We start from the raw sequence: 25,674 nt of genomic DNA, 5'->3' as shown, positions 1-25,674 counted from the left end.
CCGCCGCTCCCGCCGATCGATCGAGCTATCCGGTAACCGCTTCCGCCCGGCGCGCGCGCCCGCGCAGCAGCGGGAGCCGACGCACCGGCCTGCGTACCTCGGGTGCGTCCGAGGCGACGGACGGGTCCTGGACCCGGGTCGATCCGGCCTCGATCCAGACCGTGGCGTCGAACTCGCCGTGCCGCGACAGTTCCGTGCCGCGCACCGCGGCCGCGCACCGCCGCGCCAGATCCCGCCGGTCGGTGCCCGGCTGCTGTAGCGGCTCGAGCACCACCTCGGCGATCATGCCGCGCGAACGAAGCACTCGCTTGGCCGACGACGCGAAGGTGTCCTCGCCCACGAATCCCGGTACCGTGCACTGCTTTCCGTGCCGGTCCAGGTAGCGCAGCCGCACCGGCTGCACCGCGGTCCCGGTGTCGACCGCGGCCTGGAACAGCGCGGGTCGCATGCTGCCGTACGCGCGGCCACACCAGGTGGTGCCCTCCGGGAACACCGCGATCCGCTCGCCCGCCGCGAGCCGGGCGCCGATCTGCGCGACCACACCGGGCAGCGCACGCAGCTTCTCCCGCTCGATCGGGATGACGCGCATCAGCGTGGCGAGTTTGCCGAGCACCGGCCAGTCGACCATGTCGGCGCGGGCGACGAAGCCCAGCGGCTGCACCGCGGCCAGCGCGACGATATCGGTCCAGCCGATATGCCCGGCCACGACCATGACCCCGGCGCCCCGCTCGCCATACGCAACGGGCGCGGTGCTGCCCTCATCGACAGCGCCGCGCCCGTTCGTGTCGACCCGCCGGTCGACTATTCGCAATTCCATACCGAGACAACTCAACAGGGTCCGCGCGTAGCCGCGCTGGAGATGTTCTCGTTTGCCCTGCGGGGTAACCAGATTCACCATCGGGAAGCTGATCAGCAGCCCGGCCACGCCGAGTAACCTGCCGAGCACGCGCCCGGTGCCGACCGCATCGATCGGCTCGATGCAGCCGGGCCCGCACGGGCTCGACGGCATCCACGAGTGTGCTTTCGCTTCGGCGGGTGGTGCGTCGAACACCATGTCGCTCACCGTCCTCCGTCGAAATTGGCGGCTGCGCCCTGCAACCGCTCGAGGTAGCGGGTGTTGATCGTGTCCAGCCCGAGCAGCACGACGAAGTCGGCGACCGCGAAGTCCGGATCGTGCGCGGGCTCGCCGCAGATCTCCGCGCCCAGGCGCAGATAACCGCGCAGCAGCGGCGGCAGCTTGGGTCGCGCGGGCGGGGTCAGCTCGTCGAGGGTCTGGCCGTCGACCACGACCGGCCGATAGGGCCGCACCCGGTGCTCGGGATCGGAGGCGTGCCGGCCGAGCAGCAGGTCACGCACGCCGCGGACGTTCACGCCGGGCGCGTCGGCGGGCGCGTCCTGCATCGGCACGGACGCGCAGCCCATCACCCAGTCGTAGCCGGTGAGCTGGATGTAGTGCAGGATGCCCGCCCACATCAGGGTGAGCACCGAACCATTGCGGTGCTCCGGCACGACGCAGGCCCGGCCCATCTCCACAATCCGCCGTCCGGTCGGATCCAGTTGGGACAGTTCGAATTCCGTGGCGGTGTAGTACCCGCCCGCGGCGGCGACCTTGTCCGGCGGCAGCATGCGGTAGCAGCCGACGAACTCCTCGGTCAGATCGTCGCGCACGAGCATGTGGTCGCAGTGGTCGTCGAACCGGTCGGCGTCCAGTCCGGTGCCGTTGTCGGGAATCTTGAAACCGGGCTCGTTCGCGAAGACGCCGTAACGTAGCCGTTGCGCCGCGATGCGGTGCTCGGTGTCGGAGGAAACGACCAACGAGTACCGTGCTCGGTGCTCCCCGGCGTCCGTCGAGCGGGCCGGAGCGGTCAACACCGACGTGATCGCGCCCTTCGCCCGGTCGCCACCCCTGATCGAATCGCTGAGCGATGCTGTCATATCCGTGATGAAGCCAGGCTGAAACTGCGCTGGAGCAACCTCGAAGTGTCCCCGCGATGCCGGTTCGGTGAACGAGATGCGGATCACACCGCGCGTTCACCCCGGCGTCGCACCGCGTTCGCGCCCACGCGCCGAAAACGCGGCTTTCAGCCGTCGGAAGCGTTGTCCGTGAACACCATTCGAACGCGACGCGAACAGCACGAAGTCGCACCGCGGGTGGCGCGATGCGACTTCACGTCGGGTTCGGGCGGGGTGCGCCGCGAACTGTCAAGCGGCGGTACGTTCCTCGGCGCCGACCCGTCGCTGCGCCTTGTCCACCTCGGCGAAACCGGGACGGCCGGTGCCGATGAAGGCGACCAGCCAGGAGGCGACGGCGGCGAACCGGTTGCGGAAGCCGACGAGATAGAACAGGTGCACCGCGAGCCAGACGAACCAGGCGAGCACGCCCCGGAAGGTGATCTTGTCGGTGAGCTTGGTGACCGCGCTGAACCGGCTGATCACCGCCATGCTGCCCTTGTCCCAGTACTTGAACGCGGTCCCGGCGGGCTTCTTGCGGCGGATGATGTCGGCGGCGTGCCTGCCCTCCTGCATGGCCACCGGCGACTGTCCCGGGTAGCCGTTGAGCGAGGTCATATCGCCGATCGCGTAGATATCGGCGTAGCCGCCGACGGTGAGGTCGGGATTGATCAGCAGCCGGCCCGCGCGGTCGGTCGCCACGCCGGTGGCCTCGGCCAGGATCTTCGCGAAGCCGCCCGCCTGCACACCCGCCGACCAGACGACCGTCTCGGCCGCGATGCCGTGCTCGACCCCGGTCTTGTCCTTGACGGTGACCTTGCCGTGCTCGATATCGGTGACGAAGGTGCCGAGCAGCACCTCGACGCCCGAGCGGGTCAACGACTTCTTCGCGTACTCCGAGAGCCCACCGCCGAACGGGGGCAGCACCTCGCCCGCGCCCTCGACCAGGGTCACCGAAACCTCTTGGTGGTAATACCGTTTCGCCAGCTCTTTGAGCTGACCCGCGACCTCGACGCCGGTGGCGCCCGCGCCGACCACGACGAAGCTCAGCAGCCTGCGCCTGGTCTCCTCGTCGGCGCCCGCGGCCTCGGCGAACACCCGCTGGATCTGCGCGCGCAGCAGTTTCGCGTCATCGATGGTCTTGAGCGAGAAGGTCTTCTCGGCGAAATCGTCGCGGCCGAAATAGGACTGGCTGGCACCGGTGGCGGCGATCAGCGAACCGTAGCGGATCCGGTGCTGCGTGCCGTCCTGCTCATAAGTGACGATCGCCTTGTCCGGGTCGATGGCGACCACCTTGCCGAGGCGCACGTCGGCCTCGCGGTGGCGGCGCAGAATGCCCGCGATCGGCGGGGCGATCTCATCCGATGCCAGCACACCGGTCGCTACCTGGTACAACAACGGTTGGAACAGGTGCTCCGGCGTGCTGGAGATCAGCACGTAATCGATACCCGACTTCGCAAGTTGCTTGGCGGCGGACAGCCCGCCGAATCCCGATCCGACGATGACAACACCCGCGGTCTCGATTCCCGCATCCACGTACTGCATGACAGCCTCCTTCTCTCATTACCAACCGTCATCCGGAAGCGAGATATTTCAGGTGTCAGGGCGCATAATGCAGATGACTCTTATCTCGATCCGTCATTAATCGGAGGCGCTGTGGAACTACGGCAGCTCACCTACTTCGTCGCCGTCTGCGAGGAGCTCAGCTTCAGCGGAGCGGCCGCACGGTGCTTTATCTCACAGTCCGCGATCAGCCATCAGATCTCCCGGCTCGAGCGCGACCTCGGCGTGCAACTGTTCGAACGCTCGACAAGATCAGTGGTACCCACCGACGCCACCGCACGGCTACTTCCCCTTGCGAAACAGATGCTGAGCCTGGAATCGGCGATCCGGGCGGCGGTGCGCACGGTGGGCCCGCGGATCCGGCTCGCCGCGAACATGTCCTTCGCGACCAGATCGCTGTCCGCCATCGCAGGCGCGCGAGCGACGCACCCGGAGGCCGAGATCGAATTCGTGATCAAACCGTTCCGGCAGCGGATCACCGCGGTCGCGGACGGCGACTGCGACCTCGCGCTCATCCGTGGCAGCGTCGATCAGCCGGGATTGGAGGTGGAGAAGTTGTGGGTGGAGGATCTGGTGATCGCGACCTCGAGCGCGCATCCGCTCGCCACCCGAGAGACGGTGACGCTGTCCGACCTGAGCCGCTATCCCCTGCTGCTCCCGCCGGAACAGGAACAGGTGCTGTTGCACACCGTGATTCGGTCCGCGTTCGCCGAGCTGCCCACCGGTCCCACCTTCGGCCCGCCGATCCCGCCCGACCACACCGCGACGCTCGAATTGATCAACCGGCCGGACGCGTGGACCGTCCTCTACGCGGAAAGTTCCACCGAGGGCCTGGTCGTACTGAAGCTGGCCGAACAGAAACTGCGCATCCCGGTCTCGGCGGTGCTGCGCAGCGACGCGCGCCGCTCCCCGATCCTCACCACCTTGCTCGCCGGGTTGCACCGCAACTGAATCCACACCGGTATCAGCGCGCCCGCCATTTCTTGGCGGGCGAACTCAGGTCCGACGATCGACAAAGCTTGGGTCCACACTGATTGTTCCAGTGAGCCGCCAAACACCACGTTCGAAGATCAAGTCACCTGACACGACGATGGGTTGCTTGCTCTGGTGCGCACGGATCGCCCATACGTATTCCTCACCAGCCAGTGGTACGTGAACCTTTCGGGGGCGACCGTCCACATGTGTGGACAGCACAATGCTTGTGGCTTCTTGATCCTCGTCGCCAAGGTCGTCCCGATTGAGCGTGCGCACAGTACCGAGCAATGTCACGTAGCGTGGTGGTTCCTCACGCCTGACAAGCCGTTCCCGCACCCGCGGCAATCCAGCCATTGCGTTTCGATCGACAATGATCCGCGAGGCACTGATTTCAGGTGGCGGCATCGTTGCTGCCCAATCGAACGACAAATCAAGCGCACGTAGCGTTTCCGGCTGAGTCATTTCCAGGACCGACTCGACCAGACTGGCACTAAGCCCCAGCTGCCCAGCGTTGTCCAGAGCGCGCTCGTCCCAATCGAGGGCCAGCTGCCGGGTCGACTGCAGACCTGTTGCCAACGTTGTCATCACCTTACGGGGAAAAGGCACAGCCGAAGATCCGTCCCCGTGCTGCGGCACGACATCGCCGAGCCGCGTGACTACGGTGAATACGAAGCTACCGCGTTTTGTGTGTCCGAGGCGGATGTCCTCTTCGAGGAAGTCGGTGACCGTTGCCGATCTCCTACCACGGTGCGAATGCGTCGGATCATCAGCAGTCGTCGCAGCGGCCCTCAACATCGTGAACAGCGCTTCCAACGTCGTCTCTGCTTGACGAAATGGGATCGTCCCGTCGGTCATTTCTTGATCAAGCCGGACAAAGAAGAGATCGGCACGCGCCGCAACGATGCGTTCGGCCAACTGCCGGGGATCCCAGTCGTAGATCGTGGCGAGCGCCTGGAGAGTGTCACGAAAACGCACGGGAAAGTCGACGTAGTCCGTAGCCAGGGGCACCATGACCCGGCCTTGAAGGCCATCGTCCCCTGGCAGGCGCCAGATTTCCTTTACGTCGTCGTCACGAGCTTCCAGCTGCCAGTCATGACTAGCCAGATACTGTGAGACGGCCGGCGGCGACAACAAGGACGCGACCTCAGACAGAGCGTCGAGCGGAGCTTTCTTCACCACTGACCTCCTTCGCCGATTACCTGCATGATGCCCCGAAGACTGCCCACGTCAAACAGGTTGCACCTGGGCAGGTGCACTGTCTTGCTGGCCTTACCATCCTCGATCTCGCCAAGCTTCTTCGCATGTTCCCAGTACATACGGCTCGAGCTGGTCAAACCCGCTTCGGAAAGATCGAGTAGCTGGTCAGGATTCTCGGGTATGAGCAGCACTCCGAGCAGCGCCGGTGCAAACCGTTTGGGGCTCACCAGCTTGAGGAACCGATCACGTTTCAGTGTCCACGCCAGGTGATCAACCTCTAGTAACCGACTCTGTGTCGTGCACTTGAGCTGCATCTCGAACTCTGGGCAGTAGTACCTCGTGTACTCCGCAGACGCGACAATCGTGATGTCGACGCCGTCGTAATCTGTCTCATGGCTCTTGATCGAGCAGCCAGCCGCTGCAGCCACCATGCGAACAAACGCCAGGCTGAATTGTTCCTGCCGCGCGGTCATCGGCAAGCCACCATCCGGACTCAACGACACAGACTGGGCTCCGAGACTTTCACCGCCTTTTACCATGCCACCCCTCCCGGCGTCCCCTTCGGGCTTACAGAGCGCGTATGTTTCGCAAACTCTAGCTGCTCACGTCACCCGATTGCACTGCAACGAAAGAGGTGGCCCCGACTGAATTTCAGTCGGGGCCACTACTTTTGGTCGGCCGGGATCAGCCCTTGTGGGTCTTGACCGCCTCGGTCAGCTGCGGCGCCACGTTGAACAAGTCGCCGACGATGCCGTAGTCCGCGATCTCGAAGATCGGGGCCTCTTCGTCCTTGTTGACCGCGACGATGGTCTTCGAGGTCTGCATGCCGGCCCGGTGCTGGATGGCACCGGAGATGCCGAGCGCGATGTAGAGCTGCGGCGAGACCGTCTTACCGGTCTGGCCCACCTGGAACTGGCCCGGGTAGTAGCCGGAGTCGACCGCGGCACGCGAGGCGCCGACGGCGGCACCCAGCGAGTCGGCCAGCGCCTCGACGACCGAGAAGTTGTCGGCGGAACCGACACCACGGCCACCGGAGACGACGATGGTCGCCTCGGTGAGCTCCGGACGGTCACCGGCGACGACCGGCTCCCGCGAGGTCACCTTGGTCACGCCGTCTTCCTGCGCGGGCACGTCGACGGTGACCTTCTCACCGGCGCCGGCCTGCGCGGACGCCTCGATGGCGCCCGGGCGCACCGAGATCACCGGCACGTCGCCGGTGGCCTTGGCGTCGACGGTGAACGCGCCACCGAAGATGGAGTGCACGGCGGTGCCGTCGGACTTCACGTCGATCACGTCGACCAGCAGGCCGGAGCCGATACGCGCGGCGAGGCGGCCCGACACCTCCTTGCCCTCGGCCGAGGCGGCGACGATGACGGCGGCAGGCGAGGCCTGCTCGGTCAACCCGGCGAGCACGTCGACCTTCGGGGTGACCAGGAAGTTGTCCACATCGTCGGACTCGGCGATGTAGATCTTCTCGGCGCCCGCCGCGGCGAGCGCGTCGGCCAGCTTCTCGCCGGTGCCCGCGGTGCCCAGCACCACGGCGGCCGGGGTGCCCAGGTTGCGGGCGGCGGTCAGGAGCTCGGTGCTGACCTTCTTGATCGCACCGTCCGCGTGCTCGATGAGCACAAGTACTTCAGCCATTTGTGTTCTCTCCTAAGCAGTCTCGGCGCGAAATCAGATGATCTTCTGACCGACGAGGTACTGGGCGATCTTGGTGCCGCCGTCGCCCTCGTCCGCGATCTTCTCGCCCGCGGTGCGCGGCGGCTTCGGGGTGGCCGCGCTGACCGCGCTGCCGGCGTTCGCGACGCCCACGGTCGACGGGTCGACGCCCAGGTCGGCCAGCGTGAAGGTCTGCACTTCCTTCTTCTTCGCGGCCATGATGCCCTTGAAGGACGGGAAGCGCGGCTCGTTGATCTTCTCGGTGACGCTGACGATCGCCGGGAGGGTGGCCTCCAGTTTGAACACGCCGTCGTCGGTCTCGCGCTCGCCGGTGATCTTGTCACCGTCGACGGTGAGCTTGCGCAGGTGCGTCAGCTGCGGCAGGCCCAGGTACTCGGCGATGATGGCCGGCACGGCGCCCGCGCGGCCGTCGGTCGCCTCGTTGCCCGCGATGACCAGCTCGACACCCTCGACCTGGCCGAGCGCGCTCGCCAGCACCCACGCGGTCTGCACGGCGTCGGAGCCGTGGATCGCCGGGTCGTTGATGTGGATGGCCTTGTCGGCGCCCATGGACAGCGCCTTGCGGATGGCCTCGGTCGCGCGATCGGGACCGGCGGCCAGCACGGTGACCTCACCGCCCTGAGCTTCCTTGATCAGCAGCGCTTCTTCGACGGCGCGCTCGTTGATCTCGTCGAGGACGGCGTCGGCGGCTTCGCGATCGAGGGTGAAGTCACCATCGGTCAGCTTGCGCTCGGACCAGGTGTCGGGAACCTGCTTGATGAGTACGACGATGTTCGGCATCGGTCTTCGTCGACCTCCTGTTCTGGTTACACGTGTGGGTGGTCGCACGAGCGGGGAGCCGTACGTCCGTGTGAGTAGCTCGGGCGTGACATTACCCTACGCTAAGTTACTCATGGGTAACTTATCCTCTTCTCTCTCACAACGCCAGCCCCGGCGATATGGTGCGCCGGTCCGGGAGGCGGGTGCGAGTGTCTCGCAACTAGACGTACCAGTAACGTGCGAATGATGAGCGAGGCTGTGATCCCTGCCGCAGTGGACGAAACTTCCGGCACGAACAACGCCGAACCGCTGCCGTTGACCGGCGAGCGGACCGTGCCCGGCATTGCCGAGGAGAACTACTGGTTCCGCAGGCACGAGATCGCCTACGCCGAACTGCTGCCCCGCTGCGCCGGAAAAACCGTGCTGGAGGCCGGATCCGGCGAAGGCTACGGGGCCGACATGATCGCCGGCGTCGCGACCAAGGTCACCGGCGTCGACTACGACACGGGCGCGGTCGAGCACGTGCGCGCGCGGTACCCGCGCGTCGAGATGATCCAGGGCAATCTCGCCGCACTGCCGCTCGCCGACGCCTCGGTCGACGTGGTGGTGAATTTCCAAGTGATCGAACACCTCTGGGATCAAGCCCAATTCCTCCGGGAATGCCTGCGGGTGCTGCGACCCGGCGGCGAACTGCTGATCAGCACGCCCAACCGGATCACCTTCTCGCCCGGACGCGATACCCCGCTCAACCCGTTCCACACCCGCGAACTGAACGCCGCCGAACTCACCGAGCTGCTGGTCGAGGCCGGGTTCGAGGTCGCCGAGCTGACCGGCGTGCACCACGGCCCGAGTCTGAAAGCGTTGGACGCCAAGCACGGCGGCTCGTTCATCGACGCCCAGATCGAGCGCGCGCTGGCCGGTGAGCCGTGGCCGGCCGAGCTGACCGCCGACGTCGCCGCCGTCACCATCGACGATTTCGTGCTGATCGCCGACGACATCGACGCGAGCCTCGACCTGGTCGCCATCGCGGTGAAGCCTTGACCGGGGCGGTACCCGGCCAGTTCACCCTGGTGCTGCACTCGCACCTGCCCTGGCTCGCGCACCACGGCCGCTGGCCGGTCGGCGAGGAATGGCTCTACCAATCCTGGGCCGCCTCTTACCTTCCCGTCGCCGAAGTACTGAGAACCCTTGCCGCCGAGGGGCATTCGCACCTGCTCAGCCTGGGTATCACGCCGGTGCTCGCCGCGCAGTTGGACGACCCGCACTGCCTCGCGGGCATGCACCACTGGCTCGGCAACTGGCAGCTGCGCGCCGACGAGGCCGCGATGGCGGGCAACCGCGCGCTCGGCGGGCACGAACATCGTTTGGCCACAGCGGCTCTCGCGGATTTCGAAACACGCTGGCGGCACGGCGCGGCACCGGTCTGGCGCGAACTCATCGACGCCGACGCCATCGAACTGCTGGGCGGACCGCTCGCGCATCCGTTCCAACCGCTGCTCGACCCGCGGCTGCGCCAGTTCCAGCTCAGCGAGGGCCTCGGCGATGCCCGGCATCGCTGGGGCCACACCCCCACCGGGATCTGGGCGCCCGAATGCGGTTACACCCCCGGCATGGAAGCGGGCTACGCCGCCGCGGGTGTGACGCATTTCATGGTCGACGGGCCCGCCCTGCGCGGCGACACCACCCTCGGGCGGCCGGTACGCGAGTCCGATGTGGTCGCGTTCGGGCGCGATCTGCACGTCAGCTACCGGGTGTGGTCGCCGAAGTCCGGCTATCCCGGGCAGAGCGCCTACCGTGACTTTCATCACTACGACCACGCGACGGGCCTCAAGCCCGCGCGGGTCACCGGCAAGACGGTGGCCGGTCCGGACAAGGCGCCCTACGACCCGGAACTCGCCGCCGCGGCGGTGGTGCGCGATGTGGATGATTTCGTCCAGACGGTGCGCGAGCGACTGATCGGCGAATCCGAGCGGATCGGCCGGCCCGCGTTGGTGGTGGCCGCGTTCGACACCGAATTGTTCGGCCACTGGTGGCACGAGGGCCCGCAGTGGTTGGCCCAGGTGTTGCGGGCGCTGCCCGCAGCGGGCATCACCGTCGGCACGCTCGCCGACGCCCGAGAACGCGGATTCGTCGGTGCCCCTGTGCCTTTGGCGGATTCGTCGTGGGGTTCCGGCAAAGACTGGCGGGTCTGGGCCGGTGACCAGGTGCGCGACCTGGTGGAACTCAACGACGACATCGTCCGGCTCGCCCTCGACACCATCGACAAGATGCGGGCCGCCGATGACGGCCGCGGGCTCCGCGACAACGTTGCCGACCAGTTGCTTCGCGAGGCGATCCTCACCGTGTCCAGCGACTGGGCCTTCATGGTCAGCAAGGACTCCGCCGCGGGCTACGCGCGCGACCGCGCACACCGGCACGCGCACGCCGTGCGGGAGATCGCGGCCGCCGTCGGCGCGGGCCAAGTCGCCAAAGCACGCCAGTTGGCGGCAGGATGGGGGGCGGCTGACGGACTGTTCCCCGGTGTGGATGCCCGGCGGCTCGCGAGCGCCGGCACCGGAGCACACGTCGCAGTGCCTGCCCAGCACGCCGCCGCAGGATCGGGCCCCGTTGAACGGTCCACCGCAGAAGGACATGCATGAAGATTTTGATGGTGTCGTGGGAGTACCCGCCGGTCGTGGTCGGCGGGTTGGGCAGGCATGTGCACCACCTGGCGACCGAGCTGGCCAAGGCCGGCCACGAAGTGGTCGTGCTCGCGCGCAGGCCGTCCGGCACCGACTCCTCGACCCATCCGACCCACTCCTTCATCGCCGAGGGGGTGCTGGTCGTGGCCGTCGCGGAGGATCCGCCGGTGTTCGACTTCGGCGAGGACATGCTGGCCTGGACGCTGGCGATGGGCCACGCCATGGTGCGCGCGGGTATCGCGCTCGGCAAACCGGGCATCGGTGACGGCTGGGCGCCCGACGTGGTGCACGCGCACGACTGGCTCGTCGCGCACCCGGGTATCGCGCTGGCCGAGTACTACGACGTGCCGCTGGTCTCGACCATCCACGCCACCGAAGCGGGCAGGCACAGCGGCTGGGTCGCGGGCAAGGTCAACCGGCAGGTGCATTCGGTCGAGTGGTGGCTGGCCAACGAATCCGACGCGCTGATCACCTGCTCGACCTCCATGCAGGACGAGGTGGAACGGCTCTACGGGCCCGAGCGGGTGCCGATGACGGTGATCCGCAACGGAATCGACGTAGGCGCCTGGACCTTTCGGCCGCGCTCGCCGCGTACCGGGCCGCCGCGGCTGCTGTACGTCGGCCGACTCGAATACGAGAAGGGCGTGCAGGACGCGATCGCCGCGCTGCCGCGGATCCGGCGCGCGCACCCCGGCACCACGCTCACCATCGCCGGAGTCGGCACCCAGTTCGAGTGGCTGCGCGAACGCGCCCGGGTGCACCGGGTGGCCCGCGCGGTCACCTTCGCCGGACAGCTCGACCACACCGAACTCCTCGGCTGGCTGCACGGCGCCGACGCCATCGTGCTGCCGAGCCGGTACGAGCCGTTCGGCATCGTCGCGCTCGAAGCCGCCGCGGCGGGCACCCCGCTGATCACCTCCACCGCGGGCGGGCTCGGCGAAGCCGTGATCGACGGCGTCACCGGCGCCTCGTTCGAACCGGCCGACGTCGACGGCCTGGTCGAGGCGGCCCGCGCCACCCTCGACGACCCGGCCGCCGCCCAGGACCGCGCCTACGCCGCCCGCGAACGCCTCACCGCCGACTTCGCCTGGGACGTGGTCGCCGCCGAAACCGCCCAGGTCTACCACGCCGCCAAACGCCGCGTCCGCAACCCCCTGGGCCGCCCCACCATCATCGAACGCCCCCTCCCCGAACGAGACCCGAAGTAGTCGCGACTCGTCGCGGCGGGTCGTGCGTAGACTGACGTCATGAGCGCGATTCGCAAAGAGTTGCACCACTTGGTGGACCAGTTGCCCGAAGCCGAGCTGCGCCCTGCCTTGGAACTCATCCGAGGCCAACTCAACGACGACGCGGGCATTGATGACACCGGGAAGCCGGAGCGGAACCTGCCCTTCTTCGCGTCCTTTGCGGCCGAACCCGATCTAGCCGAAACACACGAGGAAGTACTGCGCTCCGAGCTGGGACGCTGAGGCATGCTCCTGTGCGACACAGGAGTTCTTCTCGCCGCCGGCAATATCAAAGACCGTCATCACAAGCCATGCCTCGAGCTGCTACGGCACGCGACCGGGCCGCTGTTGGTACCCGCACCGGTCCTAGGGGAAATCGGATACCTACTCGAAACACGAGTAGGGCCGAAGGCTGAGGTCACATTCCTCGAGTCGTTCGGCGACAACGGTTTTCGTCTCATCAATCTGGAGAATGAGGATATTCCACGGGTCAAAGAGCTGGTAGCCAGCTATCTTGATCTGCCTCTGGGCATCGTCGACGCTGCCGTTATCACCATCGCGGAACGCCTCGGACTGAGCGAAATCGCAACGGTGGATCGACGTCACTTCACGATTGTTCGCCCTCGGCACATAGACGCATTCCGTCTCGTGCCGGATTGAGTCGGCTACGCCTCCATCTTCTTGACCACACGCTGCACCGTCAGCCAGGTGCGCGTGGTGATGTCCTTGCCGTACGTCTTGTCCAGCCAGCTCATGAAGTCCGGGGTCTTGCCCGGTTCGCTGTTGTCGACGACGGCGAGAAAGGTGCGGCACGGCTTGTCGTAGCCGACGATGCGGGTCAGCGGATCGGGCTGGGCCGGCAGCTTGCCCGGCGCCTTCGCCCTGTCCTTGAGGAAGGTCGCCACCAGATAGGTGCCGCGTCCGTGGGTCAGTCCGGGGAACGGGTCGCTGTCGAGCAGCGCGCGTAGTTCGGCGTGACTGCGGATGATGGTGCCGCCGGGAATCCCGAGTTCCCGATTGAGCGCCTGCTGGATCCGATCTTCCAGCTCGACGATATCGGTGTCCGCGCTGCGGAACACGATGTTGCCGCTGGCCAGCACCGAAGCGACCTTGTCGAACCCGAGTCCTTCGAACACGCCGCGCAACTTGTCGTTGCTCATGTTCTTTCCGCTCGGCGCGATCCCCCGCAACAGCGCGGCGTAGGTGTGCATACCGCAGACGCTACCGAGTGCGGCGGGCCGCAGCGACTAGGCCGTCGTGGTGGCGCCGTTCTTCTTGCGCTCGATGTCCTCGAGCGCGGCGAGGTACTTGGCGCGCTCCTCGGCGCCGGCTTCCCAGGCGGCCTTGCGGTTCTTGACCACCTTCGCGGGGGCGCCGACGGCGATGCTGTAGTCGGGGATCTCGCCCTTCACCACCGCGTGCGCGCCGAGCACACAGCCGCGGCCGACCCGGGTTTCGCGCAGCACGGTGACCTTCGCGGCGATCCACGTGTCGGGGCCGATGCGCACCGGGCTCTTCACGATGCCCTGGTCCTTGATCGGGAGCGTGATGTCGTCCATCTTGTGGTCGAAGTCGCAGATATAGCACCAGTCGGCGACCAGGGTGGATTCGCCGATCTCGATATCGAGGTAGGTGTTGACGACGTTGTCCTTGCCGAACACCACCTTGTCGCCGATGCGCAGCGAACCCTCGTGGCAGCGGATGGCGTTGCCGTCGCCGATGTGCACCCAGCGGCCGATCTCCATCCGGCCCAGCTCGGGGGTCGCGTGCACCTCCACCCGCTTGCCGAGGAAGACCATGCCACGCAGCACGATATGCGGGTTGGCCAGGCGGAACTTGAGCAGCCGGTAGTAGCGCACCAGATACCAGGGGGTGTACGCCCGGTTGGCGAGCACCCAGCGCAGCGAGGCCGCCGTCAGAAAACGGGCCTGCTGCGGATCCCGGCGGCGCGATCCACGCCAGCGCGAGCGCAACGGCGCGCCCCACATGCTCGTCACGTACGGCTCTCCTGTCCTGGTCCAACGACTGGTCGCGCGCCCGGGCGGCGACGGGGTAGAGCCTAGTTGGCGTGGTCGGACGCAGTCCATCCGCAGGCCACCCGCCCCGGAACCGCACCACTTGACGGACGTGCGGGTGCGGCTCCCGTACAGTGGCTCCGACGCCGGGGGCGGCGTCCCGGAATCCACACGCGTACACCCGAAACCGGGTTGCTGCGCCGACGGTGGGTCGACACCCTTTAGTCTCGTCCGAGCGGAAACGACGACAGGAGTGCAGCAGGTGCGTAGCGGCGGCATACTGGCCAGTTCCCGGTGGCGACCGTCGCGGGTGCGGCTGGCCGCGTCGCTGGCCGCGATCAGCGCGCTGGCCTTGACCGGCTGCGGCACCGACGTCGACGACATCACGGTCGGGCCCGGCAAGGGCTGGCCCGCCGCCTTCCACGACGGTCGCAACGCGGGCACCAGTCCGGTCACCGGCGCCAAGAAGATCGCGCTGAGCTGGTCGCGCCCGATCGGCGGGCCGATCGCCCAGCCGGTCACCATCGGTCCCGACGGGCAGTTCTTCCTGACCACGCTCTCGCGCGACTGCATGCTCTTCTCGGGCCAGATGGCCACCGGCCGCAAGCGCTTCTGCAGCAAACTAGGCCCGAGCGCGATCTCCGCGCCGAGCGTGGTCGACGGCACGACCAACGTCTATGTCGGCGACGACGACGCGGTCAACTCCTACAACTATCTCGGGCAGCCGCGCTGGCGGACACCGATCGGCGGCACCCCGGTCTCGACGCAATTCACCGGCGACGGAAAGCTGTTGGTCGTCACGCAGTCCGGTCAGGTCGATGTGCTGTCCCGGCAGACCGGCGAGCGGACCGCGCCGACCACCCAGTTGCTCGGTGAGCCGGACTTCTTGGAGTATCCGAATCTGACCCGTCCGGCGGCCGGTCAGGGGCTCGACGACTGCCGCACCGGCGGCCCGCAATGCCCGGTCGCGAACATCTCCGCGGTCGACGTCGCGAGCGGCCGCTTCTTCGTGACGGTGTGGAAGCCGGGGCAGCCCGCTGCGGCCTTGGTCGCACTGCGCTACGCGGACAACAAGATTCAGCAGGAGTGGAGCGCCGAGCTGCTCTCCGGCGGCAGCGGCACCAGCCCGGTGCTGTCCAGCGACGGCAAGACGCTCTACGTCGGCGACAACAGCAAGCGGCTGATCGCGGTGGACACCGCCGACGGCCGCACCAAATGGGTGCATCAGCTGGAATGGGCTCCGCAGGGCGGCTTTTCGGTATCCGACGACGGCCTGATCATCCCGGCCGGCGACGACGGCTACCTGCTCGCCCTCCGCGACACCGGTGACACCGCGGAAACCGTCTGGGAGCGTAAAGATCTCGCCCTGCGCGGCACGCCGGTGCAGACCGCGGGCGGCACCGGCTACACCACCGCCGCGATCGGCGACGGCCTCAACCTGATCACCTTCGACACCAAGACCGGCGCCACCATCGACTCCGATGTTCTGCCCGGCGCCCAGGGCAGCACCACCGGCACCTCCATCGGCCCCAAGGGCGAAGTCCTGGTAGCCACCCGCATCGGCGAACTCTTCACCTTCGAACCCGAGCGCTGACCCGAAGGGTCAATCCTTGCCCGCGACGGCCGTGCACAGGAATGCGGTGGGCGTGCGGCCTATTCGGGTGATGACCAGCGTAAAAGGTTGGCTTCCTTGTGGTTTGAGGGTGCGGCGGAGTTTGTCGGGGTCGACGTCGACGCCGCGGACCAGGATCTCCAGCGGGCCGCAGTCGTGGCCGCGCAGTGCGGCGCGCAGGGATTTCTCGCGGTAGTCGAGGCGCTCGACGATGCGGAAGCCGCGGGTGCCCGGCGGGACGGTGTCGCCGGTGAGGTAGGCGATGCGCGGATCCAGTTGCCAGAGGCCGTGTTTCGCGGCGTAGTGCCGCACCAGGCCGGCCCGGACCACCGCGCCGTCGGGATCGATGAGCCACGCGCCGGGCGCCTGCTCGGGGATATCGTCGGGGTCCGCGTCGGTGAGGGTGAAAGATGTTCCGGCCGAGGACAGTACGGTCGCGCGACGACGAACCGCGGGGTCGGTGAGCCCACTCGACCACAGGCACGCCTCGCGGACCGCGCCGTCGAGCGAGGCGACCTCGATCTCGCCGGACCAGTCGAGCCGATCGAAATCCAGTCCGGGCGCACACTTCACGACCAGATCGCGCGCCGGGTAGGCGGCGAGCAGGTCGGGCAGCGGCGGTTGCAGCTTGGCGGGATCGTGGGTGCGTTTGCCGTCGGCCCGTCGCGCCGGGTCCGCGACCACGACGGTGTCCCGGCTCACCGGCACCAGCGCGTCCGGCTTGGCCAGCAAGACATTTCGGGATTCGGCCAGGTTGTGTGCGGCCATCGCCAGCCGCACCTCGTCGAGGTCGCTGCCGAGCACCGCGGGACACACGCGCGCCAGCTCGGCCGATTCGGCCCCGATCGAACAGGTCACGTCGTGCACGGCACGCCCGGCCAATCGGACGGCCCGATGCCGGGCGACCAGCGTCGGCGTCGCCTGCTGCAGGGCGTCGTCGGTGAACAACCACGTCCCCGCGGCGGCGAGCTTGACGGCCGCCTTGCGTCGCAGCCGCACCGTCTCCACGAGCGCGGCCGCCCGTGTGCCGTGCTTGCGCCGCACCCGTTCCAGATCGCGCAGCAGCGCGGCCGGGGTCAGCTCCAGCCGGTCCACCTCGGACAGCGCGGCCTTACCCGCCGAGCTGCCGAGGAAGGCGACATCCGGACGACCGAAGCCGTAACCCACTACTTGGCGGCGGAGTGCGGCTTCACGCCGGTGATCATCGCGTTGTAGAAGAACTGGCGGGGCACCACGCGACGCATCACGTTCTCGTCCAGCCAGCTCAGCCGCAGCCACGCCTTGTACATGGCCATCCGGTAGCCCATGGTGAGCTTCTCGTCCGGCACGGCCGCCTCGAAGGTGCGCACCGGCCAGCCCCACAGCGCCGCCGCGAACTCCTCGGTGGTCGCCTTGACCTCGATCGCACCGGCCGAGCGCGCCATGCTCTCCAGATCGCTGGGATCGAACGTGTGCAGGTCGACGACCGCCTCGAGCGCCGCGGCCCGCGAGGACTCGTCGAGCTCGGTCTGCGGACGCCGCCACCCGGCCAGCTGCGGCAGCTTGGTGACGGTGGTGGTGGCCTTCCAGGTGATCCGGCCGAGCCAACGCGCGTAGAAGTTGCCCGCGGTGGTCGGCTCGCCGGCGAACACGAAGCGCCCGCCCGGCTTGAGCACGCGCAGGCATTCCTTCAGTGCCAGTTCGACATCCGGGATGTGGTGCAGCACCGCGTGCCCGCACACCAGGTCGAAGGTGTCGTCCTCGTACGGGATGGTTTCGGCGTCGGCGACCCGGCCGTCCACGTCGAGGCCGAGGTTCTGCGCGTTGCGCAGCGCGACCTTCACCATGCCCGGCGACAGGTCGGTGACCGAACCGGACTTGGCCACGCCGCCCTGCATCAGGTTCAGCAGGAAGAAGCCGGTGCCGCAGCCCAGCTCGAGGGCGCGCTCGTACGGCAGCGGGGCGGGGCCGACGGCCGCGTCGAACCGGCCACGGGCATATTCGATGCAGCGCTCGTCATAGGAGATCGACCATTTGTCGTCGTAGGTCTCGGCTTCCCAGTCGTGGTAGAGGACCTGGGCGAGCTTCGTATCCTTGCGCGCTGCTTCGACCTCGGCCTCGGTGGCGTGCGGGTTCGGCGCGGGGTCGTCAGGGCGTACCGTCATGGCAGCCAAGCCTACCCAAGGTCAACCGATGATCTTGCCGTCGGCCCACCCAACAGGACGCCCACCGGATCGGCGGCCGGACAGCAACCTGTTCCGATCAGGCGATCTTCCGGAAACCCCTGTTCAGCACGCCCGCGACGACGAACCGCTGCACGCCTCAGCGCCCGACGAACGCGGCCGCTCCGGGACCGTTCGCCAGGCAGGACTCGGTGCCGATCCGGCGGTCCTCGGTCATGAACAGATCAGACCATTCGGTCTGTGCACGATCCAACCCGTGCGGGCCCGCCTCGAACACCGCCTTGGCCGCGGCGAGCGCCCGGCCCGGGGCCGCGGTGAACTGCTGGGCCCAGCGCAACGCGGCGGTGTACACGTCGTCGGGCGGCACCACCTCGTCGACCAGGCCGAGCGTCAGCGCCTCGGCGGGCTCGACGAACCGGCCGCTGTAGACGAGATCCTTGGCCGGGCCGGGCCCGATCAACAGCGCGAGCCGCCGGATGCCGGCGAGCGGGATCAGCCCCGCCTTGATCTGCGGCAGGCCGAGTTTGACGTTGTCACCGATGATCCGCCGGTCCGCGCCCAGCGCGAGCTCGAGTCCCGCGCCGAGACCGTAGCCGCTGATCGCCGCGACCGTCGGCTGCGGCAGCCGGGCCAGGCAGCCGAGATGGCCCTGCAGATCCGCGGCCAGCGCCCGCGCCTGATCTGCGCCCAGTGCGCCCAGCTCGGCCAGATCGTCGCCCGCGGAGAACACCCGCTCGTCGCCGTAGACCATGACCGCGGCCACCGTCGGGTCGGCCGCGACCTCCTCGGCCGCCTCGGCCAGTTCGCGCGCCAGCTGCAGGTTCAGCAGGTTCAACGGCGGGCGGTCGATCCGGAGGACGGCCACGCGGCGCGCGGCATCACCCTCCGGCAGCTCCAGGGTCACGAATTCGGCCATGGGAGCAGACGCTACCGGGTGCCCGGCCGCGGCCTCACTTGCGGACGGATCCCTTGAGCTTGCTCGGATCCGGCAGATCGGTCAGGTAGCGCCCGTTGTCCGGGAACATCAGTACCCGCCGCCCGTCCCGCTCGACCAGTTCCGGCATGATCGGCTCGATCACCGGTTCAGCGGCGAGAATCTCTGCGGTGGAGCCGAATTCGCTGAGCCCCTGCAACTGCGACCAGGTGGGCGGCAACAGGATGTCGGTGCCCGCCCGCCACCGCCGCAGCGCCTCGGCCGCGGTACGCCAATTCACCTCCGCCGCTTCGGAGGTGGCGCCGTCGGCCAGCTGCCCGGCGGGAAGCACCGCGACGAAGAAGCGGGTGTCGTAGCGGCGCGGCTCGACCACCGGCGTGATCCAATTCGCCCACGGCCGAAGCAGATCCGCGCGCAGCACCAGGTGCTCCGCGGCGAGGAAACCGGCCAGCGACAGCTCGCGACGTTCCAGCCGGCCGCGCGCCGCGCGGTAGCCGGTGGTGTCGGAGACCACCGTGTCGGCGGTCGGACCGGCGAGCAGCACCCCGCATTCCTCGAAGGTCTCCCGCACCGCGGCGCAGACCAGCGCCTTGGCCCGCGCTTCGGTGGTCGCGAATCGCTCGGCCCACCAGGCGGGTTCGGGTCCGGCCCAGGCGATATCGGCGGTGCCGTCGGTGGGATCGACGCCGCCGCCGGGGAACACGGTCATGCCGGCCGCGAACGCCATCGCGCCGACCCGGCGCTGCAGGAAGATCTCGGGCCCGGCGGCGCTGTCGCGCACCAGCAGCACCGTCGACGCATCCTTGACCGGCGGGGCAACCTGAGAGCCGGCCGCGGTATTTGTCTCACTCACCCCTGCACAGTAACCCGCGCGCGGTACACGCTGTCACGGGTAGGTGCGGTCAGCGGGTGCGATGTTTTCCGGCCCGGCGGGCGCGCCGGGCGAAGTAGCGGCCGTCCACCTGGTCGAGCGCGATCGACTGACGGAACGCGTCGCTGAGGTTCTCCGAGGTGAGCACATCGGTGAGCAAACCCTGCGCGATCACCTCGCCCTCGTTGAGCAGCAGGCCGTGCGTGAAGCCGGGCGGGATCTCCTCGACGTGGTGGGTGACCAGCACGATGGCCGGCGCGTCCGGATCGGCGGCCAGATCGCCGAGCCGTTCCACCAGTTCTTCGCGGCCACCCAAATCCAGGCCCGCGGCGGGCTCGTCGAGCAGCAGCAGTTCCGGATCGGTCATCAGCGCGCGGGCGATGAGCACCCGCTTGCGCTCCCCCTCGGACAGGGTGCCGTAGGTGCGATCGGAAAGATGTTCGGCGCCCAGGCTTTCCAGCATGTCGACGGCGCGGTCGGTGTCGACGTCGTCGTAGCGTTCCCGCCAGCGGCCGAGCACGGCGTAGCCCGCCGACACCACCAGATCGCTGACCTTCTCCTCGCGCGGCACCCGGCCGGCCACGGCCGCGGAGGACAGGCCGATCCGCGGGCGCAATTCGCTGATGTCGACCTTGCCGAGCACTTCGCCGAGCAGATGCGCCACGCCGGAGGTGGGGTGCAGCTCGGCGGCCGCCATGCGCAGCAGCGAGGTCTTGCCCGCGCCGTTGGGGCCGAGCACGACCCAGCGTTCGTCGAGCTCGACCTGCCAGGTCACCGGGCCGACGAGCGTGTGGCCCGAACGACGAACAGTGACGTCGGTGAAATCGATGAGCAGATCCGGATCCGGTTGTGGCACGCGGTCCATCTTGGCCCACCCATGGGATCACTGGCCAACGCGGGCGGGGGTGCGTGGCGCGTGTCGCCGGGTCAACGTTTGCGGCCGAGCGCGAAGAGACCGCGTAGCCGCTGGTCGTCGTCGTGCCCGGCCCCGGGATGCCGCTCGTTCCGCTCGGGCGACTTGTGTAGCAGTCGCGCCACGAGGAAGGCCAGTGGAACCGACAGCAGCACCCAGACGGCGAGAATCACCAGCAGCGTCGTCATAGCTGGTCCATCCCTTCGGTCGACATAGCCGCGTTGCCTTGGGTCTTCGAGCCTCCGCTCGGCAGGCCCGGCGAGATAGAGCACAACGTCCTCGAGTGATACCCCGATTCGGCCCGCCCGAAGCCTCTTCGGTCCTCGCGACTGTTCCGGACGGTCACCCGGTTTGCGCGGGGACCGCTATCACTGTCATCGAGCCGGGCGCCACTTCCGTGAACCCGGCGTCGCGCACGGCCACTGCCGATCCGTGTGCGACCGCATCCGCCAACACTTTCCATTGTCGCGCGTCGGCTTCCCGGACGGCACAACGAAATTCTCGCTCGGCCCAGCAGCGCGCCTGCGCCACGGTCAGCGCACCCGCCAGCAACATGCTGGCATGACCGACCTGCGCGGCGGCCTTGCCGAGCGTCATGCCGAGCGCCGAATTCACCCACAGCACCGGCAGTTCCGCCGGGGCAGGGCCCGGGTCATCGTGCTCGAGGTCGGTGCCACCGATCTGCAACCGCTTGATCCGCGGATCGACCGCGCCGACCGGTCCGGGGACGAACGCGCGCGCCTGCGCCCCGCCGACCTCGGCGGTGACGCCCTCGACCTCGTTCGCGGCGAGCCACTGGGCGCCGCGGGCTCGCCTGCTCACCTTGCGGATGCGCGAGCGCTTCCAGGCCAGGTAGCGCTCGGCCCATTCGCCGCCGGGACCGACCCGTTCATCCAGGCACAACGCCACCGACGCGGTGGCGGCCGCGGCGAGCAAAGCGCTGCGCGGCGGCGGGTCCTGTTTGGGCAGGTGCAGCACGATCTGCATGGCCTGCACCAAGGCCGGATCGTCCGGGTCGCCCGCGCCGCCGTAGCCCGCCGCCAGTTCCGCGTGCCGGACGCGGAAGCCCTCCTCATCGAATTCGACTGCCCGCCCCGGACTTTCGTGTTCGTCCCGGATTCCGGCCGCGCATTCCGGGATGTTCGACATCACTCCACCTTGATCGTCAGCGAAAACGTCTGCGCGGGTGCGATGCCCTGCTCCCACGGGCGCATGTAGTCCATCGTGAGCTGAGTGACGCCCGCGCCCTCGCCGACGAAAGTCCACTCCGAGGTGCCGCCCGCGCCGGGCGCCACCGGCACCGACGGGTCCTGCTTGAACGTCGGTTCGCCTTGCACCCGAGCCACATTCGGGTCCAGGCCGGAGATCTGCCAGGAGAAGCCGGTGGACGGATTCGCGGGCAGGGTCAGCACCAGCGACTGCCCGATGGTGAGTCGGCGCTCCTGCCCGTTGGCCTCCTGCGTCGCGTTCAGCACCGAGAACGCGGAGCCGGACGTCGGCGCCGCCGCGGACGTCGGCTTCGCGTCGGCGGAGTCGTCCTTGCCGCATCCGACGACCGACAGCCCGACTAACAGCACCAGCAGAGTTTTGCGCACCGAAAGCTCCGATCGCCCGATGATCATGGTCGGCGTCAGCCTACCGACGACGCCGACCCGAGCGGGACATCGACACCGGCTACCCGGCGCTCAGCCCAGCGGCACGCGCCGGAGCAATCCGTCCCGGGCGTCGGCGGCCTCCACCTCGTGCCGGGTGACGCCGAGGACGTACAGCACCGCGTCCAGGTAGGGGTGCGACAGCGCCGCGTCGGCGACCTCGCGCAGCGCAGGCTTGGCGTTGAACGCGACGCCGAGGCCCGCGGCATTGAGCATGTCGATGTCGTTCGCGCCGTCCCCGACGGCGACGGTCTGTTCCATCGGCACGCCCGCCTCGGCGGCGAACTTGCGCAGCGCGGTCGCCTTGGCGGCCCGGTCGACGATCTCGCCGACCACGCGGCCGGTGAGCTTGCCGCCGATGATCTCCAAGGTGTTGGCCTGCACGAAATCCAGTTCCAGCTCGTGCGCGAGCGGCTCGATCACCTGACGGAACCCGCCCGACACCACACCGCAGCGGAAGCCGAGCCGGCGCAGCGTGCGAATGGTGGTGCGGGCACCGGGCGTCAGCTCGATCCGGTCGGCCACCTCGTCGATCACCGACTCGTCCAGGCCGGCCAGGGTCGCGACGCGCTGACGCAGCGATTCGGCGAAGTCGATCTCGCCCGCCATCGCGGACTCGGTGACCTTGCGGACCTCCTCCTCGACGCCCGCGTGCGCGGCGAGCATCTCGATCACCTCGCCCTGGATGAGCGTCGAGTCGACGTCGAAGACGATGAGGCGCTTGGCCCGCCGGGCCAGGCCGGCCCGCTCGACCGCGACGTCGACCTGCTCGGCCACCGCGATCTCGGCCAGCGCGGTACGCAGTCGCGAGTCGGTGCCTGCCCCGGTATCGGTCGCGGTGACCAGCAATTCCATTCCGGTGACCGGATAGTCGGCGATGCCGCGAATGGTGTCGATGTTCGCGCCGAGCGCGGCGAGCTGCCGCGACACCGCGCTGAACGCGTGCGCGGTGACGGGGGCGCCCAGGATCACCACCGCGTGGGTGGACATCGGCTGCCTGCCGATCTCCGCGTCCACCTCGACATCGACGTGCATGCCGACGGTGTTCATCGCTTCTTCGAGTTCGTCCTGCAGGGACTCGGCGTCACCCGGGCAGGTGACCAGCACGCCGAGCGTCAGCCGGCCGCGGATCACCACCTGCTCGACGTCGAGCAGGTCCACGTGGTGCCGGGACATCGCGGCGAGCAGCACGGACGTCACACCGGGACGGTCGGGTCCGGTGACGGTGACGAGAACGGTGGTGTCGGTCAACTGATGTGCTCCAGGGTCGTGGTGCGCCGTCGCTGTGCTTGACCTCGTTGTCACGTCGCTCCGGGCGATGATGCCCTGCGGTGAGCGCAAGCTCCCGCAGAAACGAGTGTGCACCTGCCGTCACCAGCAGGTGCACACTCGTCGTCGTAATCCTTATGCCTACTTGGTCGCGACCGCGCCCTCGTGGACATCGTGGGCGTGCTTGCCCGAACCCCAGCCCACGTGCGCCTCGGCCCGCATCCGCTCGACCATGTGCGGGTAGTGCAGTTCGAAGGCGGGACGCTCGGACCGGATCCGGGGCAGCTCGTAGAAGTTGTGCCGCGGCGGCGGGCAGGTGGTGGCCCACTCCAACGAGTTGCCGTAGCCCCACGGATCGTCCACGGTGACGACCTCGCCGTAGCGGAAGCTCTTGAAGACGTTCCACACGAACGGCAGCATCGAGGCGCCGAGGATGAACGCGCCGATGGTGGAAATCGTGTTCAGCGTGGTGAATCCATCGCTGGGCAGGTAGTCCGCGTAGCGGCGCGGCATACCCTCGGCGCCCAGCCAGTGCTGGACGAGGAAGGTGGTGTGGAAGCCGACGAAGGTGGTCCAGAAGTGCCACTTGCCCAGGCGCTCGTCCATCATCCGGCCGGTGATCTTCGGGAACCAGAAGTAGATGCCGGCGAAGGTGGCGAACACGATGGTGCCGAAGAGCACGTAGTGGAAGTGCGCGACCACGAAGTACGAGTCGGTGACGTGGAAGTCCAGCGGCGGCGAGGCCAGGATGACGCCGGACAGACCGCCGAAGAGGAAGGTCACCAGGAAGCCGATCGACCACAGCATCGGCGTCTCGAAGGTCAGCTGGCCGCGCCACATGGTGCCGATCCAGTTGAAGAACTTCACACCGGTCGGGACGGCGATCAGGAAGGTCATGAACGAGAAGTACGGCAGCAGCACAGCGCCGGTGGCGTACATGTGGTGCGCCCACACCGCGATCGAGAGCGCGGCGATGCCGAGCGTCGCGTAGACCAGGGTGGTGTAACCGAAGATCGGCTTACGCGAGAAGACCGGGAAGATCTCGGACACGATGCCGAAGAACGGCAGCGCGATGATGTACACCTCGGGGTGGCCGAAGAACCAGAACAGATGCTGGTAGAGCAGCACGCCACCGGTGGCCGGGTCGTAGATGTGGCCGCCGAGGTGCCGGTCGTAGGCCAGGCCGAACAGCGCGGCGGTGAGCAGCGGGAAGGCAAGCAGGACAAGCACGCTGGTGACGGCGATGTTCCAGGTGAAGATCGGCAACCGGAACATGGTCATGCCGGGGGCACGCAGGCAGACGACGGTGGTCAGCATGTTGACGCCACCGAGGATGGTGCCCAGACCCGAGACGGCCAGACCGAGGATCCACAGGTCCGCGCCGACGCCCGGCGAGTGCAGGATGTCGGTGAGCGGGGTGTAGGCGGTCCAGCCGAAGTCGGCGGCGCCACCCGGGGTGATGAAGCCCGCGGTCGCCATCGTGCCGCCGAACAGGTACAGCCAGTAGCTGAACGCGTTCAGACGCGGGAAGGCGACGTCGGGGGCGCCGATCTGCAGCGGCAGCACGATGTTCGCGAAGCCGAACACGATCGCGGTCGCGTAGAACAGCAGCATGATCGTGCCGTGCATGGTGAACAGCTGGTTGAACTGCTCGGGCGAGAGGAACTGCAGACCGGGGCGGGCCAGCTCGGCGCGCATCATCAGCGCCATCAGACCACCGATGAGGAAGAAGCTCATCGCGGTCACCAGGTACATGACACCGAGCACCTTGGGGTCGGTGGTGGTGACCATCTTGTAGAGAAAAGAACCCTTCGGCCCGGTCCGTGCCGGATACGGCCGAGTCGCTTCCAACTGCTGGACTGGCTGGGGCTCTACCGCAGTCACTGATCCTCCTGAAGGTGCCTTTAGGTCGCTCCGCAGGCTCCGCTGCTTGCATCCATCCCCGGGTCGGAACAGACGACAGTTCGCTTGCGCTTCTGGAATCGTAAACCGTGCTGCCGCAGCAATCCGCACGGGTCCTACTCTGTGTCGTATTTCGTTGATGGGCACAGCGCTGGTCCGGCGGACCGACCTGTCCGCACAACACGCTACCGATGAGTTCGCCCGGCGGCGACCGAGGCGCACCGGGTGCGGCGGGCGGCGCGCGGCGGCGGTGACCTCTCCCCCGCCGGACCGGTCGGCGCATGTACCCTCACCCGCATGCCGCTGAGCGCCT

26 protein-coding genes are annotated in these 25,674 nt (G+C 68.1%); 7 read left to right on the top strand and 19 right to left on the bottom strand.

Annotation, left to right across the window (positions count from 1 at the left end; translation table 11 throughout):
• Window positions 1-25 precede the first annotated feature (25 nt).
• The 3 genes from TY25_RS03335 to TY25_RS03325 form a co-directional block, all read right to left on the bottom strand.
• Entirely contained in the window at window positions 26-1,063 is a 1,038-nt protein-coding gene (locus tag TY25_RS03335) for a lysophospholipid acyltransferase family protein (RefSeq protein WP_042254013.1), read from the bottom strand.
• Complete coding sequence (locus tag TY25_RS03330) at window positions 1,060-1,935, bottom strand: GNAT family N-acetyltransferase (protein WP_042254208.1); 876 nt, start codon at window positions 1,933-1,935, stop codon at window positions 1,060-1,062. Before TY25_RS03330 ends, TY25_RS03335 begins: the two co-directional genes overlap by 4 nt.
• 267 nt (window positions 1,936-2,202) lie before the next feature.
• Window positions 2,203-3,495: an NAD(P)/FAD-dependent oxidoreductase gene (locus TY25_RS03325; protein ID WP_042254011.1), complete on the bottom strand. Its 1,293-nt coding sequence runs from the start codon at window positions 3,493-3,495 to the stop codon at window positions 2,203-2,205.
• Window positions 3,496-3,606: 111 nt separating this feature from the next.
• Between TY25_RS03325 and TY25_RS03320 the strand changes: the two genes are divergently transcribed.
• Window positions 3,607-4,464, top strand: coding sequence for a LysR family transcriptional regulator (locus tag TY25_RS03320; protein ID WP_042254010.1), 858 nt, complete (start codon window positions 3,607-3,609; stop codon window positions 4,462-4,464).
• Between the two features lie 45 nt (window positions 4,465-4,509).
• Here TY25_RS03320 and TY25_RS03315 read toward each other — a convergent pair whose 3' ends face one another.
• From TY25_RS03315 to TY25_RS03300, 4 genes are all read right to left on the bottom strand, one after another.
• Window positions 4,510-5,667 carry a hypothetical protein gene (locus tag TY25_RS03315; RefSeq protein ID WP_201773634.1) on the bottom strand — a complete coding sequence of 386 codons (1,158 nt, stop codon included), beginning with the start codon at window positions 5,665-5,667 and terminating at the stop codon, window positions 4,510-4,512.
• Window positions 5,661-6,158 carry a DUF4365 domain-containing protein gene (locus tag TY25_RS03310; RefSeq protein WP_201773633.1) on the bottom strand — a complete coding sequence of 166 codons (498 nt, stop codon included), beginning with the start codon at window positions 6,156-6,158 and terminating at the stop codon, window positions 5,661-5,663. Before TY25_RS03310 ends, TY25_RS03315 begins: the two co-directional genes overlap by 7 nt.
• 211 nt (window positions 6,159-6,369) lie before the next feature.
• Window positions 6,370-7,326 carry an electron transfer flavoprotein subunit alpha/FixB family protein gene (locus TY25_RS03305; protein WP_014987253.1) on the bottom strand — a complete coding sequence of 319 codons (957 nt, stop codon included), beginning with the start codon at window positions 7,324-7,326 and terminating at the stop codon, window positions 6,370-6,372.
• A 33-nt stretch (window positions 7,327-7,359) separates the two neighbouring features.
• On the bottom strand, window positions 7,360-8,145 hold the full coding sequence (locus TY25_RS03300; protein WP_014987252.1) for an electron transfer flavoprotein subunit beta/FixA family protein: 786 nt from the start codon (window positions 8,143-8,145) through the stop codon (window positions 7,360-7,362).
• Between the two features lie 222 nt (window positions 8,146-8,367).
• Here TY25_RS03300 and TY25_RS03295 point away from each other — a divergent pair, with 222 nt between their 5' ends.
• Genes TY25_RS03295 through TY25_RS41425 form a run of 5 tightly spaced genes read left to right on the top strand, consistent with a single transcriptional unit; the run spans window position 8,368 to window position 12,691 of the window.
• A complete protein-coding gene (locus tag TY25_RS03295; RefSeq protein ID WP_088607167.1) occupies window positions 8,368-9,165 on the top strand; it encodes a class I SAM-dependent methyltransferase in 798 nt (265 codons plus the stop codon).
• Window positions 9,162-10,763, top strand: coding sequence for a 1,4-alpha-glucan branching protein domain-containing protein (locus tag TY25_RS03290; protein ID WP_042254007.1), 1,602 nt, complete (start codon window positions 9,162-9,164; stop codon window positions 10,761-10,763). Before TY25_RS03295 ends, TY25_RS03290 begins: the two co-directional genes overlap by 4 nt.
• A complete protein-coding gene (locus TY25_RS03285; RefSeq protein WP_029898366.1) occupies window positions 10,760-12,013 on the top strand; it encodes a glycosyltransferase family 4 protein in 1,254 nt (417 codons plus the stop codon). The genes TY25_RS03290 and TY25_RS03285 overlap by 4 nt, the downstream gene beginning before the upstream one ends.
• A 39-nt stretch (window positions 12,014-12,052) precedes the next feature.
• Window positions 12,053-12,274 (top strand): hypothetical protein, encoded by a 222-nt coding sequence (locus tag TY25_RS03280; RefSeq protein WP_042254006.1) that lies wholly within the window; start codon window positions 12,053-12,055, stop codon window positions 12,272-12,274.
• Window positions 12,275-12,277: 3 nt separating this feature from the next.
• Complete coding sequence (locus TY25_RS41425; RefSeq protein ID WP_081868643.1) at window positions 12,278-12,691, top strand: type II toxin-antitoxin system VapC family toxin; 414 nt, start codon at window positions 12,278-12,280, stop codon at window positions 12,689-12,691.
• Between the two features lie 5 nt (window positions 12,692-12,696).
• Here TY25_RS41425 and TY25_RS03270 read toward each other — a convergent pair whose 3' ends face one another.
• A complete protein-coding gene (locus tag TY25_RS03270) occupies window positions 12,697-13,242 on the bottom strand; it encodes a DUF1697 domain-containing protein (protein ID WP_042254003.1) in 546 nt (181 codons plus the stop codon).
• Window positions 13,243-13,278: 36 nt separating this feature from the next.
• Window positions 13,279-14,028: an acyltransferase gene (locus tag TY25_RS03265; protein WP_042254002.1), complete on the bottom strand. Its 750-nt coding sequence runs from the start codon at window positions 14,026-14,028 to the stop codon at window positions 13,279-13,281.
• A 280-nt stretch (window positions 14,029-14,308) separates the two neighbouring features.
• On the opposite strand from TY25_RS03265, the gene TY25_RS03260 reads away from it, so the two are divergent.
• The gene (locus TY25_RS03260; protein WP_342448132.1) at window positions 14,309-15,640 is read left to right on the top strand and encodes an outer membrane protein assembly factor BamB family protein; all 1,332 of its coding nucleotides are present in this window, start codon (window positions 14,309-14,311) and stop codon (window positions 15,638-15,640) included.
• Between the two features lie 9 nt (window positions 15,641-15,649).
• Here the strand turns inward: TY25_RS03260 and TY25_RS03255 are convergent, their stop codons facing one another.
• The 10 genes from TY25_RS03255 to ctaD form a co-directional block, all read right to left on the bottom strand.
• Window positions 15,650-16,825, bottom strand: coding sequence for a class I SAM-dependent methyltransferase (locus tag TY25_RS03255; protein WP_042254001.1), 1,176 nt, complete (start codon window positions 16,823-16,825; stop codon window positions 15,650-15,652).
• Entirely contained in the window at window positions 16,825-17,802 is a 978-nt protein-coding gene (locus TY25_RS03250; protein ID WP_042253999.1) for a class I SAM-dependent methyltransferase, read from the bottom strand. The genes TY25_RS03255 and TY25_RS03250 overlap by 1 nt, the downstream gene beginning before the upstream one ends.
• 157 nt (window positions 17,803-17,959) lie before the next feature.
• On the bottom strand, window positions 17,960-18,736 hold the full coding sequence (locus TY25_RS03245) for an enoyl-CoA hydratase-related protein (RefSeq protein WP_042253997.1): 777 nt from the start codon (window positions 18,734-18,736) through the stop codon (window positions 17,960-17,962).
• A 34-nt stretch (window positions 18,737-18,770) separates the two neighbouring features.
• Window positions 18,771-19,607, bottom strand: coding sequence for an NUDIX hydrolase (locus tag TY25_RS03240; protein ID WP_042253996.1), 837 nt, complete (start codon window positions 19,605-19,607; stop codon window positions 18,771-18,773).
• A 49-nt stretch (window positions 19,608-19,656) separates the two neighbouring features.
• Window positions 19,657-20,490: an ABC transporter ATP-binding protein gene (locus TY25_RS03235; protein ID WP_014987240.1), complete on the bottom strand. Its 834-nt coding sequence runs from the start codon at window positions 20,488-20,490 to the stop codon at window positions 19,657-19,659.
• Between the two features lie 62 nt (window positions 20,491-20,552).
• Window positions 20,553-20,726 carry a transmembrane 9 family protein gene (locus tag TY25_RS42385; RefSeq protein ID WP_146154173.1) on the bottom strand — a complete coding sequence of 58 codons (174 nt, stop codon included), beginning with the start codon at window positions 20,724-20,726 and terminating at the stop codon, window positions 20,553-20,555.
• A 154-nt stretch (window positions 20,727-20,880) separates the two neighbouring features.
• Window positions 20,881-21,687, bottom strand: a complete 807-nt coding sequence (locus TY25_RS03230; RefSeq protein ID WP_226887216.1) for an aminoacyl-tRNA hydrolase — start codon at window positions 21,685-21,687, stop codon at window positions 20,881-20,883.
• Window positions 21,687-22,160, bottom strand: coding sequence for a protease inhibitor I42 family protein (locus TY25_RS40305; RefSeq protein ID WP_052382769.1), 474 nt, complete (start codon window positions 22,158-22,160; stop codon window positions 21,687-21,689). The genes TY25_RS03230 and TY25_RS40305 overlap by 1 nt, the downstream gene beginning before the upstream one ends.
• A gap of 63 nt (window positions 22,161-22,223) precedes the next feature.
• The gene (serB, locus tag TY25_RS03220; protein WP_042253994.1) at window positions 22,224-23,441 is read right to left on the bottom strand and encodes a phosphoserine phosphatase SerB; all 1,218 of its coding nucleotides are present in this window, start codon (window positions 23,439-23,441) and stop codon (window positions 22,224-22,226) included.
• Window positions 23,442-23,600: 159 nt separating this feature from the next.
• Complete coding sequence (gene ctaD / locus TY25_RS03215) at window positions 23,601-25,343, bottom strand: aa3-type cytochrome oxidase subunit I (RefSeq protein ID WP_029898337.1); 1,743 nt, start codon at window positions 25,341-25,343, stop codon at window positions 23,601-23,603.
• Window positions 25,344-25,674 lie beyond the last annotated feature (331 nt).

Source organism: Nocardia brasiliensis NBRC 14402, from assembly GCF_000308475.2.
Lineage (GTDB): Bacteria > Actinomycetota > Actinomycetes > Mycobacteriales > Mycobacteriaceae > Nocardia > Nocardia brasiliensis.
Note: the sequence above shows the minus strand (reverse complement) of the source record. Positions and strands in the feature narration are given on the sequence as shown.